General features: G+C 67.3%; 20 protein-coding genes and 3 tRNA genes. 4 read left to right on the plus strand and 19 right to left on the minus strand.

Features of this window, described 5'->3' with window-relative positions; all coding sequences use genetic code 11:
• Positions 1-44: 44 nt before the first annotated feature.
• The 4 genes from fabF to QO259_RS15510 form a co-directional block, all read right to left on the minus strand.
• Positions 45-1,307, minus strand: coding sequence for a beta-ketoacyl-ACP synthase II (gene fabF, locus QO259_RS15495; RefSeq protein ID WP_285950628.1), 1,263 nt, complete (start codon positions 1,305-1,307; stop codon positions 45-47).
• A gap of 37 nt (positions 1,308-1,344) precedes the next feature.
• Entirely contained in the window at positions 1,345-1,950 is a 606-nt protein-coding gene (locus QO259_RS15500) for a winged helix-turn-helix transcriptional regulator (RefSeq protein ID WP_285950629.1), read from the minus strand.
• Between the two features lie 64 nt (positions 1,951-2,014).
• Entirely contained in the window at positions 2,015-2,497 is a 483-nt protein-coding gene (locus tag QO259_RS15505) for a GNAT family N-acetyltransferase (RefSeq protein WP_285950630.1), read from the minus strand.
• Between the two features lie 61 nt (positions 2,498-2,558).
• Positions 2,559-3,128 carry a cupin gene (locus QO259_RS15510; RefSeq protein ID WP_285950631.1) on the minus strand — a complete coding sequence of 190 codons (570 nt, stop codon included), beginning with the start codon at positions 3,126-3,128 and terminating at the stop codon, positions 2,559-2,561.
• Between the two features lie 277 nt (positions 3,129-3,405).
• Here QO259_RS15510 and tsaA point away from each other — a divergent pair, with 277 nt between their 5' ends.
• Together tsaA and QO259_RS15520 are read left to right on the plus strand one after the other, a co-directional pair.
• The gene (gene tsaA / locus QO259_RS15515) at positions 3,406-4,224 is read left to right on the plus strand and encodes a tRNA (N6-threonylcarbamoyladenosine(37)-N6)-methyltransferase TrmO (protein WP_285950632.1); all 819 of its coding nucleotides are present in this window, start codon (positions 3,406-3,408) and stop codon (positions 4,222-4,224) included.
• Positions 4,225-4,467: 243 nt separating this feature from the next.
• A complete protein-coding gene (locus QO259_RS15520) occupies positions 4,468-5,034 on the plus strand; it encodes a peptidylprolyl isomerase (protein ID WP_285950633.1) in 567 nt (188 codons plus the stop codon).
• 290 nt (positions 5,035-5,324) lie between these two features.
• Here the strand turns inward: QO259_RS15520 and purC are convergent, their stop codons facing one another.
• The 4 genes from purC to dapA form a co-directional block, all read right to left on the minus strand.
• Positions 5,325-6,038, minus strand: a complete 714-nt coding sequence (gene purC, locus QO259_RS15525; protein ID WP_207033503.1) for a phosphoribosylaminoimidazolesuccinocarboxamide synthase — start codon at positions 6,036-6,038, stop codon at positions 5,325-5,327.
• A gap of 78 nt (positions 6,039-6,116) precedes the next feature.
• Positions 6,117-6,920 carry an MBL fold metallo-hydrolase gene (locus tag QO259_RS15530; RefSeq protein ID WP_035477161.1) on the minus strand — a complete coding sequence of 268 codons (804 nt, stop codon included), beginning with the start codon at positions 6,918-6,920 and terminating at the stop codon, positions 6,117-6,119.
• Positions 6,920-7,870 (minus strand): NlpB/DapX family lipoprotein, encoded by a 951-nt coding sequence (gene bamC / locus QO259_RS15535; RefSeq protein ID WP_285950634.1) that lies wholly within the window; start codon positions 7,868-7,870, stop codon positions 6,920-6,922. Before bamC ends, QO259_RS15530 begins: the two co-directional genes overlap by 1 nt.
• Positions 7,871-7,921: 51 nt before the next feature.
• Complete coding sequence (gene dapA / locus QO259_RS15540) at positions 7,922-8,806, minus strand: 4-hydroxy-tetrahydrodipicolinate synthase (protein WP_035477167.1); 885 nt, start codon at positions 8,804-8,806, stop codon at positions 7,922-7,924.
• A 370-nt stretch (positions 8,807-9,176) separates the two neighbouring features.
• On the opposite strand from dapA, the gene QO259_RS15545 reads away from it, so the two are divergent.
• On the plus strand, positions 9,177-9,647 hold the full coding sequence (locus tag QO259_RS15545) for a peroxiredoxin (RefSeq protein WP_207033506.1): 471 nt from the start codon (positions 9,177-9,179) through the stop codon (positions 9,645-9,647).
• Positions 9,648-9,653: 6 nt separating this feature from the next.
• On the opposite strand, the gene QO259_RS15550 is transcribed toward QO259_RS15545, so the two are convergent.
• Both QO259_RS15550 and QO259_RS15555 read right to left on the minus strand, forming a co-directional pair.
• Complete coding sequence (locus QO259_RS15550; RefSeq protein ID WP_285950635.1) at positions 9,654-10,736, minus strand: AI-2E family transporter; 1,083 nt, start codon at positions 10,734-10,736, stop codon at positions 9,654-9,656.
• On the minus strand, positions 10,733-10,984 hold the full coding sequence (locus QO259_RS15555) for a sulfurtransferase TusA family protein (RefSeq protein WP_285950636.1): 252 nt from the start codon (positions 10,982-10,984) through the stop codon (positions 10,733-10,735). Before QO259_RS15555 ends, QO259_RS15550 begins: the two co-directional genes overlap by 4 nt.
• A 155-nt stretch (positions 10,985-11,139) precedes the next feature.
• On the opposite strand from QO259_RS15555, the gene QO259_RS15560 reads away from it, so the two are divergent.
• Complete coding sequence (locus QO259_RS15560) at positions 11,140-12,711, plus strand: M48 family metalloprotease (RefSeq protein ID WP_285950637.1); 1,572 nt, start codon at positions 11,140-11,142, stop codon at positions 12,709-12,711.
• Positions 12,712-12,767: 56 nt separating this feature from the next.
• On the opposite strand, the gene QO259_RS15565 is transcribed toward QO259_RS15560, so the two are convergent.
• The 9 genes from QO259_RS15565 to QO259_RS15605 all read right to left on the minus strand — a co-directional run bounded on the left by QO259_RS15565 (position 12,768) and on the right by QO259_RS15605 (position 18,211).
• Positions 12,768-13,961, minus strand: coding sequence for a serine hydrolase domain-containing protein (locus tag QO259_RS15565; protein ID WP_285950638.1), 1,194 nt, complete (start codon positions 13,959-13,961; stop codon positions 12,768-12,770).
• 190 nt (positions 13,962-14,151) lie between these two features.
• Positions 14,152-14,227, minus strand: a tRNA-Lys gene (locus QO259_RS15570).
• A 60-nt stretch (positions 14,228-14,287) separates the two neighbouring features.
• Positions 14,288-14,363, minus strand: a tRNA-Lys gene (locus tag QO259_RS15575).
• A gap of 32 nt (positions 14,364-14,395) precedes the next feature.
• Positions 14,396-14,471, minus strand: a tRNA-Lys gene (locus tag QO259_RS15580).
• A gap of 215 nt (positions 14,472-14,686) precedes the next feature.
• A complete protein-coding gene (rluB, locus tag QO259_RS15585) occupies positions 14,687-15,550 on the minus strand; it encodes a 23S rRNA pseudouridine(2605) synthase RluB (protein WP_106419304.1) in 864 nt (287 codons plus the stop codon).
• Between the two features lie 38 nt (positions 15,551-15,588).
• Positions 15,589-16,449, minus strand: a complete 861-nt coding sequence (gene scpB, locus QO259_RS15590) for an SMC-Scp complex subunit ScpB (RefSeq protein WP_285950639.1) — start codon at positions 16,447-16,449, stop codon at positions 15,589-15,591.
• A gap of 12 nt (positions 16,450-16,461) precedes the next feature.
• Positions 16,462-17,412, minus strand: a complete 951-nt coding sequence (locus QO259_RS15595; protein ID WP_285950640.1) for a segregation and condensation protein A — start codon at positions 17,410-17,412, stop codon at positions 16,462-16,464.
• 229 nt (positions 17,413-17,641) lie between these two features.
• The gene (locus tag QO259_RS15600; protein WP_285950641.1) at positions 17,642-17,944 is read right to left on the minus strand and encodes a type II toxin-antitoxin system RelE/ParE family toxin; all 303 of its coding nucleotides are present in this window, start codon (positions 17,942-17,944) and stop codon (positions 17,642-17,644) included.
• Positions 17,945-17,956: 12 nt separating this feature from the next.
• Positions 17,957-18,211, minus strand: a complete 255-nt coding sequence (locus tag QO259_RS15605) for a type II toxin-antitoxin system Phd/YefM family antitoxin (RefSeq protein ID WP_285950642.1) — start codon at positions 18,209-18,211, stop codon at positions 17,957-17,959.
• Between the last annotated feature and the right edge of the window lie 27 nt (positions 18,212-18,238).

The following is an 18,238-nucleotide window of genomic DNA, read 5'->3' on the forward strand; positions in this document are numbered from 1 at the left end:
GTCTTGCGTCGAGCCCGCTGAAACGCCAGCGAGCGTAGCCCGTTTCAGCCCTCGAAGCGCTTGAAGATCACGCTCGCATTCACCCCGCCGAAGCCGAAGGCGTTGCAGATCGCGTGCTCCATCGCCATCGGGCGCGACTCGCCGTGGACCACGTCCATCTCTGCGGCCAGCGGGTCGGGGTCGAGATAGTTGCGGGTCACCGGCGCGATCTGGTCGCGCAGCGCCAGCAGGGTGAAGATCGCCTCGACGCCGCCGGCGGCGCCGAGCAGGTGGCCGGTGGCGGCCTTGGTCGCGCTGATCGCCGGGCGATGCTCGCCGAAGACGCGCTTGACCGCCGCCAGCTCGCCGCGATCGCCCACGGGCGTCGAGGTCGCATGCGCGTTGAGGTGGGCGATGTCGCTGGGGGCCAGGCCGGCCTGACGCAGCGCGATCTGCATCGCCCGGGCGGCGCCCTCGCCATCCTCCGGTCCGGCAGTCAGGTGGTAGGCATCCGAGGTGGTGCCGTAGCCGACCAGCTCGGCGATCGGCGTGGCGCCACGCGCCTGGGCGTGCTCCAGGGTCTCGATCACGATCACCCCGGCGCCCTCGCCCATGACGAAGCCGTCACGGCCCTGGTCGAACGGCCGCGAGGCCGCTTCGGGGGTGTCGTTGTAGTGACTGGAGAGCGCCTTGGCCGCGGCGAAGCCACCCAGGCTGACGCGGTCGATACACGCTTCACTGCCGCCGCACACGGCGATCTCCGCCTCGCCGGCATGGATCATGCGCGCGGCGTCGCCGATCGCCTGCAGGCCGGCGGCGCAGGCGGTCACCGGCGCGGCCAGCGGGCCCTTGAAGCCGTGGCGAATCGAGATGTGGCCGCAGGCCAGGTTGGCCAAAAACGACGGAATGGTGAACGGCGACAGCCGTCGCGGGCCGCGGCTGTCAGTGGTGCGCACCGCATCGGCGATCGCCGGGAAGCCACCGATACCCGAGCCGATCAGAGTCGCGGTGCGGGTCTTCTCGTCTTCGCTCTGGGGGCACCAGTTGGCCTGTCTGAGCGCGTCGTCGGCGGCCACCACCGCCATCTGGATGAAGCGGTCCATCTTGCGCCGCTCCTTGGGATCGATGGCGCGGTCGAGATCGAACCCGGCGCTGTCCTCTTCGATAGTCGGCACCGGGCCGCCGACGCCGACAGCGAGCCCCTCGACGGTCTCCGCGGGCAGGCGGCGCAGCCCGGAAGCGCCGGAGAGCAGGCGCTGCCAGACGGTTTCCAGCTGGCAGCCCAGCGGCGAAAGAATGCCCATACCTGTCACTACGATACGTCGCATGACGTTGTCCTTACTGGTCGTTGATCGAATATCACTATTACTGCGGCCGCTGGCCGGTGATCTCGGCGGATGGAGTAACGGCGGCCTCGGCGAGTGGATCTGCCACAGCGGTCTCCCCCGTGGCGGTATCCTGCATGGGAGAGCTGAACAGGGCCTCCCCTTGGGCCCGTGCACGCTCGGCGCGCTGACGCATCGCCGGCGTGGCGTCGGGGCCGGCTACCATCGCCACGTCGCGCGGTACCAGCGGCGTCCCCCGATGGCGGTCGTAGATGACCGGCACGATCGGCTCGCCGCTGTCACGATGCACCAGTTCGATACCGCGGGCGGCGATCGGCAGGTGGTATTCGCCCCAGGCGTAGAGTGTCAACAGCACCGGCGCCAGGCCCCGCCCCTTGTCGGTCAGGCGATACTCGAAGCGCGGCGGGCGGGTCTGATAGCGCTGCTTCTCGAGCAGGCCATTGTCGACCATACGCTCGAGACGCCGTGTGAGCATGTTGGAAGCAATACCGAGCCCGCGCTGGAACTGATCGAAGCGCGTCGCCCCCTGAAAGGCGTCGCGCAGGATCAGCAGCGTCCAGCTATCCCCCACGCAGGCCAGCGCGCGGGCGATGGGGCAGAGGTCGGGCTCGTCGCTCACTTTCATAATGCAAGCGACTGTACCCGATTCCCCGCGGCAGGGAAAGCCGGTGGCGCCAGCCCCAGGCCGTCTACGTCCGGTCGAAGGCCAGCCGCACCCGCGGCAGCGACTCGCCGAAGCGCTCGACCGTCTCTTCGGCCAGCCGGGTCCAGCCGCGCGCCTCCAGCGCCGGTGCCAGCATTAGGCTGGCATCGATTAGCACGCGTGCGTGGCCGGCGGCGAGCAGCGCCTCCACTGAGAGTTCGAGCAGGCGCGAGCCGACGCCCTGGCGGGTGATCGCGGGCCACACGTAGAGCGTCTCGATACGTCCGTCGTTGGCGTCGCGCTCGCAGAAGCCGACACAGTGGCCGTCGCACTCGGCGACCAGGGTCGGATAGAGGGTCTGGCGCGCCATCCACGCCTCGGCGGTGCGCGGCAGTGCCGCCGACCACGCCTCGCGCTGAGACAGGGTATAGCGGCTCGACGCCCCCTCCATGACCGCATGGTGAAAGACTTCGGCCTGATCAGCGGCATCCCGCGGCAGCGCTTCTCGAAAGCGGGTACGTTCAAGCATCGGGGTCTCTCCGGATTCGGCATGGGTGGTGAGCCGCGCCATCATCGGGCCAGCACCGGGTTTAGGCAACGTCAGCGTAGAGCGCCTCAAAGCGTGGAAAGCGCAGCGCGATGTCGCTGGTGGTTTCCAGCAGATGATGCGCCGTCTCATCGCTCCAACTCAAGACCACGAAGTCGGGGCTGGGTCCCATGTCGAACCAGTGCGGCACACCCGCCGGGATCAACAGCAGATCGCCGCGCTCACAGCCGATGACATAGACGCGGCCATTGAGATGGAGATAGAACACCACCTGGCCGTGGAGCAGCAGGTGCCAGTTGTCACTGTCGCTGCGCGACTCGCTGGAGAGACGCTCTCGCTCGAGCGTGCCTGCGCTGCCGTCGTCGAGATAGTGTGGGCTCATCCCGCGCAGCTCGACCCGCCGGCAGCCACTGGTCTGGCCGACCTCGTTGATGATCGGCGTGTAGTGTGCCAGCAGCGCCTCGCTCGGTGCGCGCTCCGGCATCGCCGGCAGCGGGTGATGGCGATAGTGGATCGCACTGGCATCGAGTTCGAGGCGCAGGCGCTCGGGTTCATGGGTCGTCAACAACGGCTGCTCGCCGTCAGCCTCGTGATAGACGCGTAGGAAACTCATCCAACCTCTCCCTGGTATGGCGCGACTCCGGCGCCGTCGAGATGCGTGCAGCCCGCTCCTTCGGGCCGCTCGCGGGGGTGCCACGCTGACAGTATGGCACCGCCTGCGCATCCGGCTAGGCCGGCGCGCGGCTACCCTGTCGGCTCCCCGCGGGTGCGGGTCACGGGCATGCCGCGCATTGCGCGCGGCCGCCGCAGCCGCCACCATGACGCTTTCTCGCCCCGCCGCGGCGCTGCCGCGCGGGGTGGCGCCATCATCGGCTTCGGACACGCCCGCCTTGACCACGCCAGATTCCAGACTCGACGCCCCCTCCGGGCCGCTTTCGCTGACCCCGATCGGCACTCTCGCCAGCGACTACCCCGACAAGTTCGGCATCCCGCGCCAGCCGGGGCTGGCCCCCAGCGCGCGTGCCATCCTCTATCTGGAGGCGGCGTTCGACGATCCGCTGGCAGTGGATGGGATCGATGCCTTCAGCCACCTGTGGCTGAGTTTCGTGTTCGATCGCAGCCCGACCACCTGGTCGCCCCGGGTGCGCCCGCCACGCCTGGGCGGCAACCAGCGCGTGGGGGTCTTCGCCAGCCGCAGCACCCACCGCCCCAATCGTCTGGGGTTGTCGCTGGTGGAGCTGGTGAAGGTCGAACTCAGCACCCGCCCCACGGCGGCGGCCGAGCCCATCGCCGGCTCGCCGCTGGCCGCCCGGCGCAGCCGGGTGAAGCTGCACCTGCGCGGCCACGACCTGTGTGACGCCACCCCGATCGTCGATATCCGGCCCTATCTGCCGTGGGCGGAGTCACAGCCGCAGGCGCGGGCCGGCTTCGCCCCGGCTGCCCCCGCGCCCATGGCGGTCGGTTTCAGTGACAGCGCCCGGCGCGCCCTCGCTGCACATGCCGACGGCGCCGGGCTGAGCACACTGATCGAGGAGGTGCTGGCCCAGGACCCGCGCCCGGCTTACCACGCCCGGGCCGGCGGCGACTCGGGGCGCGAGTACGGCGTCTGCCTGCGCGACGTCAATGTGCGCTTCCGGGCGATGTCCGACGCTACCGGCGACAGCCTGCAGGTGATCGCCATCGAACCGCGCGCGTCCGGGGCGGTCTGAGACACCAGCGGTTTAACATGCCTTTCACAACCGCTAGACGACTTGGGCTTCTCCGGCGGCAGGGCGTCGCGAGGGCGCTGTGAACCCCTCCCTGGGCGCTACCTTTGCCATCCCTGGCAAAGGACCCTCGCTCTGCCCTGCCCCCGGCGCCCATCGTGAGAGGGTTTGGAAATGAGCTCTTAGGCTGGCCTAGTGGCGCCACCCCCGCTAGGGTGCTCATATCAAAGACCGGAGCGTTACTACATGTTGAAATCGATCCTGGCGGCCGGGCTCGTCGCCCTGCCGCTGCTCTCGACCTCGGCGCTGGCCGATGCCGATCATCCCCATGTACGCCTGGAGACCAGCCAGGGCAACATCGAGCTCGAACTCGACGCCAAGGCGGCGCCGCGCACGGTGGCCAACTTCCTGCGCTATGTCGACGAGGGGCACTACCAGGGCACGGTGTTCCACCGGGTCATCTCCGACTTCATGATCCAGGGCGGCGGCCTGGATGCGGACCTCGAACCCAAGCCGACCCATGATCCGATCCCGCTGGAGAAGAGCGGCCTGAAGAACACCCGAGGCTCCATCGCCATGGCGCGCACCGCCAACCCGGACTCCGCCACCAGCCAGTTCTTCATCAATCTGGTCGACAACGACGCGCTGAACTATCGCGATCTCTACAACCCCGGCTACACCGTGTTCGGACACGTGGTCTCGGGCATGAACGTCGTCGACAAGATCGCCGAGACGCCCACCGGCCGCCGCGGGCCGCACGCCGACGTGCCGACCCAGCCGATTACCATCGTCGGCGCCGAGCGGGTCGACTGACGCGCGGCTCTCACACCGCATCCGCGCGCACCTTTCGAACCGGTGGACGACGTGGGCTTATCCAGCGGCAGGGCGTCGCGAGGGCGCTATGACCCCCTCCCTGGGCGCTACCTTTGCCATCCATGGCAAAGGACCCTCGCTTTGCCCTGCCCATGGCGCCCATCGTTAGAGGGTTTGGAAATGAGTGCTCATAACGACGAGAGCCCCGGCACCTGGGTGCCGGGGCTCCGTTCATTCAAGCTATCTGGGCTATCGCGCCGCAAGGCGATCCTGGCAGCGAGCAGCCGGGCTCAGTCGAAGCTCATGCCCAGACGCCGGCCGACCTCTTCGTAGGCTTCGATCACCCCGCCCAGCCCCTGACGGAAGCGATCCTTGTCCATCTTCTCGCGGGTCTTGGCATCCCATAGGCGGCAGCCGTCGGGGGAGAACTCGTCACCGAGCACGATCTCGCCGTCGAACACACCGAACTCGAGCTTGTAATCGACCAGCAGCATGCCGCCATCGAGGAACAGCTGCTTGAGCACCTCGTTGACGCGGAAGGTGAGCGACTTCATGGTCGCCAACTGCTCGGGCGTCGCCCAGCCGAAGGTCTCGGCCAGCGACTCGTTGATCATCGGGTCGCCCTTCTCGTCGTTCTTGAGGAACAGCTCGAACGTCGGCGGCTCCAGCGCGATACCTTCCTCGACCCCAAGACGCCGCACCAGGCCGCCCGCGGCCAGATTGCGCACCACGCACTCCACCGGGATCATCTCGAGCTTCTTGACCACGCACTCGGTATCGGAGAGCAGCTGATCGAAGTGGGTGGGAATGCCCGCTTCGGCCAGCTTGCTCATGATGAAGGCGTTGAAGCGGTTGTTGACCATGCCCTTGCGTTCCAGCGCTTCCTTCTTCTTGCCGTCGAAGGCGCTGGTGTCGTCGCGGAAGTGCAGCACCAGCCGCTGGGGGTCGTCGCTCAGATAGACCGACTTGGCCTTGCCGGCGTAGAGAAGATCGCGTTTTTGCATGGAGCTGTCTCCGCGTCGCCGCCGTCGGGCGGCTGTCTTGAGGTTGGGTGTCACGCAACGCCGCAGCGGCCGGCCTGTTCAGGCCACCCGCTGCCAGTCGGTGCCGTGGTCCTGGGTCGAGATCATCAGCCGCGACTCGTCGCCGTCGAGCAGCGGCGTCAGCGTTTCCAGGACGCGTTCGGGGTGGTTATTTTGCGCCGAGAGGTGCGAGCACACAATCCGCGCCAGCCGATCCAGGCCGAGCCGCTGCAGCAGCGTCGCCGCCTGGGCGTTGGCCAGATGCCCCCAGCGGCCGGCGACGCGGCGCTTGAGGTGGGGCGGATAGGGCCCCTCGGCGAGCATGCGCGGGTCGTGGTTGCACTCGAGGAAGAGCGCGTCGCAGTGGCGGAACGCCTCGACCACGTGCGCCGTGGGGTGACCGAGGTCGGTCAGCAGCCCCAGACTGCGCGCCTGGGCGCGGATCCGGAACTGGATCGGTTCACGGGCATCGTGGGGCACGGTCACCGGGTCGATCTCCAGCCCGCCGATGGCGAAGCGCGACTGGGGCGTGAGCAGATCGAGCTCGGGCACCTCGCCGAGCTTGCCCGCAAGCCAGCTGCCGGCGCTCAGGTGCACTGGCAAACGGTAACGCCGCGCCAGGGCACCGACGCCGGTGATGTGGTCGCTATGCTCATGGGTCACCAGCAGCGCCGAGAGCTGGCGCGGATGTACGCCGAGCCGCGCCATGCGCCGTTCGGCCTCGCGCATGCCGAAGCCGCAGTCGACCAGGATCAGCGTCTCGCCGTCGCTGACCAGGGTCGCGTTGCCCTTGCTGCCACTGCCCAGCGAGGCGAAGTAGAGCCCGGGCGCGGCCCCCGGCGCCAGCGGCGACCCCTGCACCATCAGCGCAGGGTCGCGGCGATGGCGTCGAGCAGGTCGCGCGCTTCGATCGGCGGCACCGGCTTGCCTTTGGGGTCGGTCACGGTCACCGAGGTGAGCGCGGCCTGGGACGCGAGCTGCAGACGATACGGGCGCGCCTCGTCGCTGCCGCCGCCGAACCAGTCGAACCAGCCGCCGCCCTGATCCTCGGGGCGATAGTCGACGAAGAACTCGCCGGCGCTGCGGTTCTGGTCGACCAGCTTGAGGCGCTGCTGGTCGAAGCCGTTCTGGAGCTGGTAGTAGAGCTCGGACCAGGCGCGGTTGGCATCCAGGGCGAGATTGAGCTGCCAGGTGCCGTCGCGATTGATCAGCTTGACCCGCTCACTCTGGTCGAGCGGCTGGGCCGCCAGGGAGACACCGCTGTCGCTGGCACCGCTGGCCTCCAGATAGGCCTTGATCCCGCTCAGGCACTGGCCGGCATTACCGATGTCGCAGCGCACCTCACTGGTGCCGCTACGCAAGCCCTGACGCAGGCTGATCGCGCCCTGGGCGGTCTGAATACGCCCCTTGGCGGGGTCGATGTCGGTGGCGCGCACGCCGTGGTCGACGGCGAAGCCCTGCAGCCGCGGCCACACGCTGGCCGGCGCGGCGTTGACCAGCAGCCAGCGCTCGTTGCCCGCCTGGCGCGCCTCGACGAACGACTGTCCTTCGCTCGGCCCCGCCGCCAGCGGCTGCGGCCGCGGCGCGTCGGTATCCGAAGAGGCCATGAAGTCGCTGTCCGCCTGGGGCACCGGCATCGAGTCCTGATAGCGGATCGGGTTGCTCGACGACGGCAGCTGCAGCGGTTCGCTCATCTTGGCATCGCGATACTCGTCATCGCGATTGTAGTAATAACCATCCTGGAACAGACCGCAGCCCGACAGCGTCAGCGTCGCGCACAGCACCAGGGGCATCCCTTTGAGGATGGGCTTCATGCATCCACCTTTGTTCGAAGCAAGTCTATTCGGCATCCGGCGTGCGCCGGCTCACGCGGTCTCGATTCCGGCCAGCTGCAATGCCTCGCCGACGCTGCCGTGGTAGCGCTCGGAGAGCCAGGTCAGCGGCAGGCGAATGCCCTTGTCGGCGTAGCCCATGCGGTTGAGCGCCCACTTCACCGGAATCGGATTGGACTCGATCCCCAGTGCGGTGTGCAGCGGCGCCAGGCGCGCGTTGATCTGGTGGGCACGCTCGTGGTTGCCGCCGGCGGCGGCCACGCACAGTTCGTGCATTGCCTTGGGCGCGACATTGGCGGTCACCGAGATATCGCCGTGGCCGCCCATCAGCATGAAGTCGCAGGCGGTGGGGTCGTCACCGGAGTAGAGCGCGAAGTCGCTGCCCTTGAGGCGGTCGATCAGCTCCTCGGCGCGCTCCAGGTTGCCGGTGGCATCCTTGAGCCCGACGATGCGTTCGAGCTCGGCGAGACGGAAGACGGTCTCGTTGTAGATATCCGAGCAGGTACGCCCTGGCACGTTGTAGAGAATGATCGGCAGCTCGCTGGCTTCGGCGACCGCCTTGAAGTGCTGGTACAAGCCTTCCTGGGTCGGCTTGTTGTAGTAGGGCGCCACGGACAGGCAGCAGTCGGCCCCGACCTCGCTGGCGTAGCGCGCCAGCTCCACCGCCTCGGCGGTGTTGTTGGCCCCGGTGCCGGCGATCACCGGGATGCGCCCGCCGACCTCCTCCACCACCGTGCGGATCACGTCGAAGTGCTCGGCGAACGACATGGTGGTCGGCTCACCGGTGGTGCCGGCGGCGACGATGGCATCGGTGCCCTGGTCGAGATGGAAGTTCACCAGGCGGCGCAGCGCCTCCCAGTCGATCTCGCCACCGGGCTTCATCGGTGTCGCCAAGGCGACGATGCTGCCTGTGATCATGTTGCGTTTCTCTCCCTTATGACCTGACGGGCGCGTGGGCCTGGCACAGGATTGCAAGACATGGACCAAAAACAAGACATGGGCCAAAAACAAGACACGGGCCAGAATGGAGGCCATCGCCAGGCCCGATAGGCCGCTCCGGACGCCCGCGGCACTGCCCGCGCTACGCTTTTCGCAAACACCGAATGGTACTCAGGCTGCCGCGACCTGTACAGCCGCGCCGCCGCCCCTGCTGCCCCCGGCGGCGCCCACGCCACCGAGCATTGACCGCCGAGATCGGCTATCGTTCGATGCCAGTGGCACGCTGACTCGCATCAACCGCCGAAGCGTGCCCCTGTTTCCCCGTCTTCACGGCTCATGGGAGGCCAGCATGACACTCAGCATCGGACAACCGGTCGAGGACTTCTCCGCCGAGGCCACCAGCGACACCACCTTCCGCCTCAGCGACTACCGCGGCCAGCAGGTGGTGATCTACTTCTATCCCAAGGACAGCACCCCCGGCTGCACCACCGAAGGAGGCGACTTCCGCGACAACATCGACGCCTTCCGCGCCGCCAACACCGTGGTGGTCGGGGTCTCCCGCGACGGCCTCAAGGCGCACGAGAACTTCAAGGCCAAGCAGGGCTTTCCGTTCGAGCTGATCTCGGATCGCGACGAAGCGGTGTGCCGTCAGTTCGACGTGATCAAGCTCAAGAAGATGTACGGCAAGGAGCACCTGGGCGTTGAGCGCAGCACCTTCCTGATCGACGCCGAGGGCAAGCTCGCCCGCGAGTGGCGCGGGGTCAAGGTACCGGGCCACGTCGACGAGGTGCTCGCCGCGGCCCAGGAACTCAACGGCTGAACACCCTCACTGAGATGTGATCTCGGCCTGGCTGGCGATACCCCGCGGCCAGGCCTGGACCAGCGCCTTGATCAGGGTCGCCAGGGGAATGGCGAAGAAGATGCCCCAGAAGCCCCACAGCCCGCCGAAGAAGAGCACCGCCAGGATGATCGAGACCGGATGCAGGTCGACCGCTTCCGAGAACAGGATCGGCACCAGCACGTTGCCATCCAGCGCCTGCAGAATGGCGTAGGCCAGCAGCACGTAGAAGAACTGCTCGCCCACGCCGAAGTGGAAGCCCGCCACCGCGGCGACCGGCAGCGTGGCCACCGCCGCGCCGATATAGGGCACCAGCACCGACAGCCCCACCACCAGCCCTAGCAGCGCCGCATAGGGCAGCCCGAAGGCCCAGAAGGTGATGAAGGCGACACTGCCGACGATGATGATCTCGATGGTCTTGCCGCGCACGTAGTTGGCGATCTGATCGTCCATCTCCTGCCACACCCGCGTCATCAGCGTGCGCTGGCGCGGCAGCAGCGAGAGCAGGAAGGCAACCAGACGTTCGCGATCCTTGAGCATGAAGAAGACCAGGATCGGCACCAGCACCAGATAGATGATCAGCGCCATCAGGCTACCCAGCGAGGCGAGCGAGAGGGTCAGCGCGCGCTGGCCCAGGGTAGAGGCCTGGCGCCCGGCGGAGGCGATCCAGCCCTGGATCTGATCCGGGGTCACCACCGTGGGATAGCGCGCCTGCAGCTCATCGAGCCAGAGCTGGCTGCTGGCGAACATGCGCGGCGCCTCCTGTACCAGCTCCACCAGTTGATTCCACACCAGCGGCAGCACGATCAGCGCCAGCGCCAACAACGCGCCGAGGAACAGCAGGAACACCAGCCCCACCGCCAGCAGCCGTGGCAGCCCGCGGCGTTCGAGCCAGCCGACCACGCCCTGCAGCAGAAAGGCCACCACCAGCGCGGTGAAAAAGGGCGCCAGCGCCTGCCCCATCCAGATCACCACGGCGAAACCGCCAACCAGCAGCGCCAGCAGGACGATCGCCTGTTCGTCGGAGAGGTAGCGCTCGAACCACTGCCGCAATACGCCTTTCAAACTCATGCCTCGCTATCCTTACCCGCCTTGCGCAGCCAGTAGCGGTAGCTACCCGCCTCTGCCGTGCGCTCGACCAGGGTGTGGCGGCTGTGCGCGGCGAAACTCTCGAAATCCCGCCACGAGCCGGCGTCGGTGGCGACCACTTCGAGCAGCTCCCCCGGCTGCATGCCGGCGAGCGCCTGCTTGGCCTTGAGCAGCGGTAACGGACAGCTCAGACCCGAGGCGTCGAGCCGATGATCGGGGGCGTGAGACATGACACTTCCTGCATCGGATGAGTGGGCAGCGGGGCGACAGTTGCATACCCTGGGGTTTGCAGGCAACGTCTGCCACAGGCTGCGGTCGAAGGCATCATAGCGCAGAACCGACAGCGACTTCCGTCGCTTTCGTCGGCGTCCATACGAGAAGGTCGATGATCAAGAGATTGCATGCGCGCGCGTCGCGCGGAGTGCTGCTGGGCACGCTGGCCGTCGCGACTCTCGGGCTCGGCGGGGCGCCTGCCCTGGCACAGCAGACTGGCATGGAGAGCCCTCAGCGGGCTGGTATAGAGAGCCCTCAGCGGACCGGCATGGAGAGCCCTCAGCGGGCTGGTATAGAGAACCCCCAACCATCCGGCGGGGGGAGCTATCAACTGCCCGATATGGGCAGTACCAGCGCCACCGTCACCACCAGCGACGAGCACCGCCTAGGACGTGCCTGGCTACGCCAGTTCCGCGCCCAGACCGACCCCTGGCAGGACCCCATCGCCCAGACCTACGTCCGGTCGATTCTCGCCCGGCTGGTGCCCTACAGCGGCGTCGACGACCAGCTGGTGGTGACGCTGATCGACAGCCGCCTGCTCAACGCCTTCGCCGTTCCCGGCGGTATCGTCGGGGTCAACGCCGGCCTGTTCGCCTCGGCCCCGGACGAGGACGAATTCGCCTCGGTGCTGGCCCACGAGCTGGGCCATCTGGCCCAGCGCCACTACGCCCGGCGCATGGCGCGTATCGAACAGACCCAGCTACCGACCATGGCCGCCATGCTCGCCGGGATGATCATCGCCGCCGGTGGCGGCGGTGGCGCCGGGCTGGCGACCATGGTCGGCTCCACCGCCGCCTTCGCCCAGGACCAGCTGGCCTACTCGCGACGCTTCGAGCAGGAGGCCGACCGCGTGGGGCTCAACGCCATGGCCAAGGCGGGCTTCGACCCGCAGGCGATGCCGAAGATGTTCCGCTCGCTGCAGAAGCTGGCCACGCTGCAGGGCGGCAACCCGCCGGAGTTCCTGCTCACCCACCCGGTCACCGAATCGCGCATCAGCGACACCCAGGCGCGCGCCGACCAGCTACCCTCGCCACCCGCCCACGACGACACGGCTTACGCCATGATACGCGCCCGCGCGCTGCTGCTGCTCAATCAGGATACGCCCTCCCAGGCGCTGACCGAGCTCGAACAGGATCACCCGCCCGAAGCTGCGGTGCGCTATCTGCAGGCGCTGCTCGCGGCCCGGCAGGCACACTACAGCGAGGCGCTGGCGACCCTCGACGCGCTGGCCAAGTCCCACCCGGATCTATCGATGATCCCCGCTACCGCCGCGCAGATTGCCTTCGACGCCGACGACCGCCCCGGCGCCCTGGAACGGGCGCGGCGCATCCTGCGGCTCTCCCCTGGCTACTTCCCGGCGCAGTGGGTCGAGGCCGAGGCGCTTTTGCAGATGCAGCCGGGCCAGGCCTTCGATGTCCTGCGTGGGATAAGCGAACAGTACCCGGAAGACCCCAACGTGTTCGGCCTGCTGGCCGAAGCCGCCGGGCGCAGCGGGCGCGAAACCTGGGGCCAGCTGGCGCGGGCCGAGCAGTTGCAGCTCGAAGGGCAGATCGACACCGCGATCCGCCAGCTCGACTCGGCCAGCGAGAGCGCCAAGCGCAGCGGCGACTACGCCATGGCCAGCCGGATCGCGCAGCGGCGCCAGGATTTTCTCGACTATCGCGAGGCGATGCAGAACTTCTGAGCGACGCACATGCTGGCGGCATCGGGACCCGCTGCTCGTCGCCCCAAGTCGTTATCTCAATCGCTCGCCAACGCCGCAGCGATCGCATCGAATAGCGACATCGGCTCGATCACCATCCGCCCCATCGGCTTGGGCGCCGCAGCGTGCTGCACGATCACCAGCTCGCGCCGCGGATTGACGTAGAGATACTGGCCGTGAATGCCGCGCGCCGCGAAGGCGCGATCGCGGCGCGAGGGCTCGGTCCAGCCGCTCCACCACATGTAGCCGTAGTCGATCGACTCGCCGCCGGCGAGCACGCTCGGCTGCGTGGCCTCGGCAATCCACCCTGACGGCAGCAGAGACGCCCCCGCCACACAGCCGCCTTCGATCAAAAACTGACCGAAGCGGGCGTAGTCGCGTAGGGTCGCGGCGATGCCGCTGCCGCCGATCTCGACACCCCGCGGCGACGCCAGCCACCAGCTGGCATCCGCCTCCATGCCATAGGGCTGCCACAGCTTCTGGGTCAGGTAGTCGGCCAGCGGACGCCCCACGGCACGGCTGACCATCTCCGCCAGGATCTGGGTCTCGCCGGTGCTGTAGTTGTGCCGCGTACCCGCCGGCGCCACCCGCGGCAGCGTCGCCATCAGCGCCATCGCCGCATCCGGGCGCTGTTCGAGCTGGGCCGCCAGCAGCGCCCGGCGGTCGGAGCCCGGGTCAGTGTAGGTCTCGTTCCAGCCCACCCCGGAGGCCATCAGCAGCAGCTCGCGCAGGGTCACCGTGGTATAGGCGCTACGGGCAAGCGCTGGCACATAGTCGCCCACCCGCGCGGCCAGCCCCTCGGCGATGGCACCGTCGTGGATCGCCATGCCGGCGAGCGTCGAGGTCACCGACTTGGCCACCGACATCGACATCCAGCGGGTATCGGGGCCATTACCACGCTGATAGGTCTCGTAGCGGATCTCCCCGCGGTGCAGCACCAGAAAGCCGGTGACGCTGTTCAGCGCCAGGTAGTCGTAGAGATCGTAGTGCTCGTCACCCTGCGCCACGCTGATCTCGCCCAGCGCCCGGGGCGAGCGTGGCAACTCACGCACCGCTGCGCCGGCGGCGATGGTTCGCGACGGAAACAGGCGCTGGATATTGCGATAGGTCGATACCGCCAGATCCGGCGTCAGGTGACCCGAGTAGGCATCGGTGACGCTGCTGATCGGCTCCGCGGCATGGCGGTAGCCGGCGGTATGGGAAGCGGTGTGGTCGAGTGACCCTGGGGGCATGGCGATTCTCCTCGGCGAATCCCCCATCTCTATCACAGTTGCGTGCCTGGTAGCTTCGCACTCGCCTGCCGCATCGACGATATGGGCGACGACATCAGCGACAACGCAAGACACAGCAGACTATGGGCTGTCGGAAACGGGCAACTGGAAACGGGGCGACGTGCCAGGGAGAGCGAAAACGAAGAAGCAATGGTGGGTCGTGTAGGATTCGAACCTACGACCAATTGGTTAAAAGCCAACTGCTCTACCAACTGAGCTAACGACCCATTGCAGACGATCGACGAGGGTGTCGGATCGATTGCCGAGAACGGCGAGGGAGAGATCGATGGTGGGTCGTGTAGGATTCGAACCTACGACCAATTGGTTAAAAGCCAACTGCTCTACCAACTGAGCTAACGACCCAAAACTTGCAAACTGCATCGACCCGTCGGCGGTGGTGGGTCGTGTAGGATTCGAACCTACGACCAATTGGTTAAAAGCCAACTGCTCTACCAACTGAGCTAACGACCCTTACCGACTGGGCGCACATACTAATGGTAAGCCTCGGAGCAGGCAAGCGTTTTTTCCCACCTTCCCGCGCCGGTTGCTTACCGCGGGTCCGATGCCAAGAACCCGCCAAGACCCCATCAAGCACAGGCCGAGAACTCGCCAAGAGCCGGCGAAGGCCCCAAGCCGAACCCGCGTCGCGCAGACGCGGGGTCGGCCATGGTCAAACCGCGGCGAGATCAGGCGTCGCGGCGCGGCCGCCGCGGCTTCTTCATCGCCGTGACCGGGCGCCGCTTGTTCTTGTCGCGGCTCCAGCGATTCTTCTCGTCCGGGGTCAGCTCCGGCACCTTGCGCGGCTCCAGCCCGGCCATGGTGGAGAGTTCGTCGATCTCGTCCTGGGAGAGTTCGAGCCACTCGCCGGCCTTGGCGCGCTTGTCGAGGAAGATATTGCCGTAGCGCACACGCTTGAGCCGGCTCACGGTCAGCCCCTGGGACTCCCACAGCCGGCGCACCTCGCGGTTGCGACCTTCGAGGATCACCACGTGGAACCAGGTGTTGATGCCCTCGCCGCCGAACTCCTGGACATCGGTGAAGCGCGCCGGGCCATCCTCGAGCATCACGCCCTCGACCATATTGACCACGTGCTCGCGCTGTACTTCGCCCATGACCCGCACGGCGTATTCGCGCTCGATCTGGTGCGACGGGTGCATCAGCCGATTGGCCAGCTCACCGTCGGTGGTGAACAGCAAAAGCCCGCTGGTGTTGATGTCGAGACGCCCGATCGCGATCCAGCGCTCGCCCTTCAGGCGCGGCAGCCGCTCGAACACGGTGCGCCGCCCTTCCGGGTCCTTGCGCGTGCACAGCTCGCCTTCCGGCTTGTTGTACATGATCACCCGGCGCGGCACCTCGTCGTTGGCGCGCAGGTTGACCGGCCGGTCATCGAGGGTGATCCGGTCGCGCATGCCGACCCTGTCACCCAGGGTGGCGACACTGCCGTTGACCTTGACGCGCCCGGCGCCGATCGCGGTCTCCATCTCGCGGCGCGAGCCGTAGCCGGCCCGGGCCAGCACTTTCTGCAGTTTTTCGGTATTGGTGTCTGTCATGGGTCTATCGATGCCTCATCGGCTGCGGGAAGCCAGGCTCAGGGATCCTGTTCGTCCGAGGCTTCCGGGGTGTCCGCGCCCGTGGCGTCGGCGGTGGAGTCCGGCTCCACCGCCTGGCGCTGGCGGGCGCGTTCGGCCAGACGTGCGTCGAGCTCGGCAAAACTCAACGACTGGCCGGGGGACGCCGTCTCGGCGTGCTCGTCTGCGTCGGGCACTGCCGACGCTGCCGAAGATACTGTCTGTTCGTCGCCGCTCGGCGTATCGCTCTCCGCCGCAAGGCTCTCGCTTTCCGACGCCGGGCTCTCGCTCTCCGACGCCGGCGGTGTGTGCAGCGCGGTCTCGAAGGTCTCGAAATGCTTCAGCTCGTGCATCGGCGGTAGCGCATCGATACTCTTCAACCCCAGGGCGTCGAGAAAGGCCCGCGTGGTGGCATAGACCGCCGGGCGCCCAGGGACGTCACGCTGGCCCACGGCGCGTATCCAGCCGCGCTCGATCAGGGTGCGCATGATCGAACTCGACACCGCCACGCCGCGCACCTCTTCGATGTCGCCGCGGGTCACCGGTTGACGATAGGCGATCAGCGCCAGGGTCTCCAGCAGTGCCCGCGAGTAGCGCTGCGGGCGCTCGTCCCACAGCCGCGAGACCCACGGCGAGTAGCGCTGGCGAATACGCACCTGATAGCCGGAGGCGGATTCCATCAGTTCCAGCGCCCCACCCGCCAGCAGCCGCTCGGAGAGCTTGTTGAGCGACTCCCGGATCGCCGCCCGCGAGGGCGGCTTGCCCTCGTCGAACACCGCCTCGATCCGCTCCAGCGACAGCGGCTCACCCGCGGCCAGCAGCACGGCCTCGAGAATCTCGTCGAGCGCCGGCGTCAGGTAGGGATCGGTCAGACGGTTCATGGTATCGCTTCGCTATCGCTGCTGTCGGCCGGACGACGCGCCGCTGTCGCTCACGCCATCGGTCTCGAAGGCCGGCTCGTCCGCCGCGGCGTCTGTCATGTCGTCGGCGCCGGCCTCCAGCGCCAGCCGCGCACGCACGTGGATCGGCGAGAGCGGCGCATTCTGCACGATTTCGATCATCGACTCACGCGCTAATTCGAGAATCGCCATGAAGGTGACGATCACCCCGGCGCGCCCTTCGCGGGGGGTGAACAGCGCCTCGAACGGAGTGAATTGATCGGCACGCAGCCGCTGCATGATCGCCTGCATGCGATCCCGGGTCGACAGCGCCTCGCGGCTGATACGGTGCGACTGGCGCAGATCGGCACGCTTGAGCATCTGCCCCAGCGCGCCGAGCAGCTCGCCCAGCTCGACGTCCGGATGCACCACCCGCGGCGTGAGCGTGGGCAGCGCCGCCTGGGCCGGATGCCAGTCGCGGCCCTGGCGCGGCAGCGCGTCGAGTTCCTCGGCGGCGAGCTTGAGCTGCTCGTACTCCTGTAGCCGGCGGATCAGCTCGGCGCGGGGGTCCTCCTCGTCGTCATCCTCCGCCGCCTTGGGCGGGCGCGGCAGCAGGCTGCGCGATTTGATCTCGGCGAGCATCGCCGCCATCACCAGATACTCGCCGGCGAGATCGATCTCCATCGCCTGCATCAGCTCGACGTACTCGACGTATTGATGGGTGATCGCGGCGACGTTGATCGCCAGAATATCCAGGTTATGGCGCCGGATCAGATAGAGCAGCAAGTCCAGCGGCCCCTCGAAGGTCTCGAGAAAGACCTTGAGCGCCTCCGGGGGAATATAGAGATCCTCGGGCAGTTGGGTCAGCGTCTCGCCGTTGACCCGCACCACGAAATCCAGCGGCAGCTGCTCGGGTGACGCCGCCTCGGCGGCATCGGGTTCCTGCTCGGAATCGATCACGCGCATGCCGCCTCTCCGCCGGGTGCTGGATGAAATCGCTCAACGCCAATCCGGCAGTCTAACAAGGGATGGACGCCCGCGGGATAGCGGGCCGGATGACAGCAAAGTTCAGGGGCGGCGAGTCGCCTATGGTGACGTCTCGATTCACTCAGGCCAGCCGCTCGAAACCGGCACTTGGCAACGTCACGTGGCACCACCCGTTGGCGTGGTTACTGGTCATGACGGTAGGGAACCATCACTCGGGATCGAGCATATAGCGGCGTAGCGCACGCTCTTCACGCATGAGATGAACGATCAATATCCGTTCGCCCTCCTGGCGATAGAACACCCGACAGGGTGGCACCACCACTTCGCGATAACCGGAGCCCGGCAACTCCGGCGGCTGGCGCCCGGAGGCCGGGAACTCGACCAACCTCTCGACCGCCCTGAGCACCCTTGCGACCAGCGCCCGGGCAGCAGCAGGATTGTCCAGCGCAATATACTCGGCGATCTCGTCGAGCGCCTGTAGCGACGGCTGGGACCAGAGGAGCTCAGCCACGACAGCAGGTCACTAGAGCCATCTGCTCAGGGACCCGCGCGCCGCCTGATGATCCAGAGAACGTCCCTCCTGCAGCGCACGCTCACCGCGCGAAAGGCCCTCGAGGAGTGCCAGGCGCCGCTGCATGAACTCGTAGTCGTCGATATCCACCAGATAGGCGGAAGGCCTGCCGTGCTCGGTAATCATCACGGGCTCTTTCGACACACGCAGCTCGCCAAGAATCTGCGTCGCACGGCGCTTGAGGTTGGTTACCAGCTCGACTTTCATCGCTATCTCTCCCGCATTCACGCACGA

The organism is Salinicola sp. JS01 (assembly GCF_030284585.1).
Lineage (GTDB): Bacteria > Pseudomonadota > Gammaproteobacteria > Pseudomonadales > Halomonadaceae > Salinicola.

Excerpts from the sequence above, each read along its gene's own strand:
- fabF (WP_285950628.1), bottom strand. The coding sequence starts at position 1,307 with ATGCGACGTATCGTAGTGACAGGTATGGGCATTCTTTCGCCGCTGGGC.
- QO259_RS15500 (WP_285950629.1), bottom strand. The coding sequence starts at position 1,950 with ATGAAAGTGAGCGACGAGCCCGACCTCTGCCCCATCGCCCGCGCGCTG.
- QO259_RS15505 (WP_285950630.1), bottom strand. The coding sequence starts at position 2,497 with ATGCTTGAACGTACCCGCTTTCGAGAAGCGCTGCCGCGGGATGCCGCT.
- QO259_RS15510 (WP_285950631.1), bottom strand. The coding sequence starts at position 3,128 with ATGAGTTTCCTACGCGTCTATCACGAGGCTGACGGCGAGCAGCCGTTG.
- QO259_RS15520 (WP_285950633.1), top strand. The coding sequence starts at position 4,468 with ATGTTGAAATCGATCCTGGCGGCCGGGCTCGTCGCCCTGCCGCTGCTC.
- purC (WP_207033503.1), bottom strand. The coding sequence starts at position 6,038 with ATGCAAAAACGCGATCTTCTCTACGCCGGCAAGGCCAAGTCGGTCTAT.
- QO259_RS15530 (WP_035477161.1), bottom strand. The coding sequence starts at position 6,920 with ATGGTGCAGGGGTCGCCGCTGGCGCCGGGGGCCGCGCCCGGGCTCTAC.
- bamC (WP_285950634.1), bottom strand. The coding sequence starts at position 7,870 with ATGAAGCCCATCCTCAAAGGGATGCCCCTGGTGCTGTGCGCGACGCTG.
- dapA (WP_035477167.1), bottom strand. The coding sequence starts at position 8,806 with ATGATCACAGGCAGCATCGTCGCCTTGGCGACACCGATGAAGCCCGGT.
- QO259_RS15545 (WP_207033506.1), top strand. The coding sequence starts at position 9,177 with ATGACACTCAGCATCGGACAACCGGTCGAGGACTTCTCCGCCGAGGCC.
- QO259_RS15550 (WP_285950635.1), bottom strand. The coding sequence starts at position 10,736 with ATGAGTTTGAAAGGCGTATTGCGGCAGTGGTTCGAGCGCTACCTCTCC.
- QO259_RS15555 (WP_285950636.1), bottom strand. The coding sequence starts at position 10,984 with ATGTCTCACGCCCCCGATCATCGGCTCGACGCCTCGGGTCTGAGCTGT.
- QO259_RS15560 (WP_285950637.1), top strand. The coding sequence starts at position 11,140 with ATGATCAAGAGATTGCATGCGCGCGCGTCGCGCGGAGTGCTGCTGGGC.
- QO259_RS15565 (WP_285950638.1), bottom strand. The coding sequence starts at position 13,961 with ATGCCCCCAGGGTCACTCGACCACACCGCTTCCCATACCGCCGGCTAC.
- rluB (WP_106419304.1), bottom strand. The coding sequence starts at position 15,550 with ATGACAGACACCAATACCGAAAAACTGCAGAAAGTGCTGGCCCGGGCC.
- scpB (WP_285950639.1), bottom strand. The coding sequence starts at position 16,449 with ATGAACCGTCTGACCGATCCCTACCTGACGCCGGCGCTCGACGAGATT.
- QO259_RS15595 (WP_285950640.1), bottom strand. The coding sequence starts at position 17,412 with ATGCGCGTGATCGATTCCGAGCAGGAACCCGATGCCGCCGAGGCGGCG.
- QO259_RS15605 (WP_285950642.1), bottom strand. The coding sequence starts at position 18,211 with ATGAAAGTCGAGCTGGTAACCAACCTCAAGCGCCGTGCGACGCAGATT.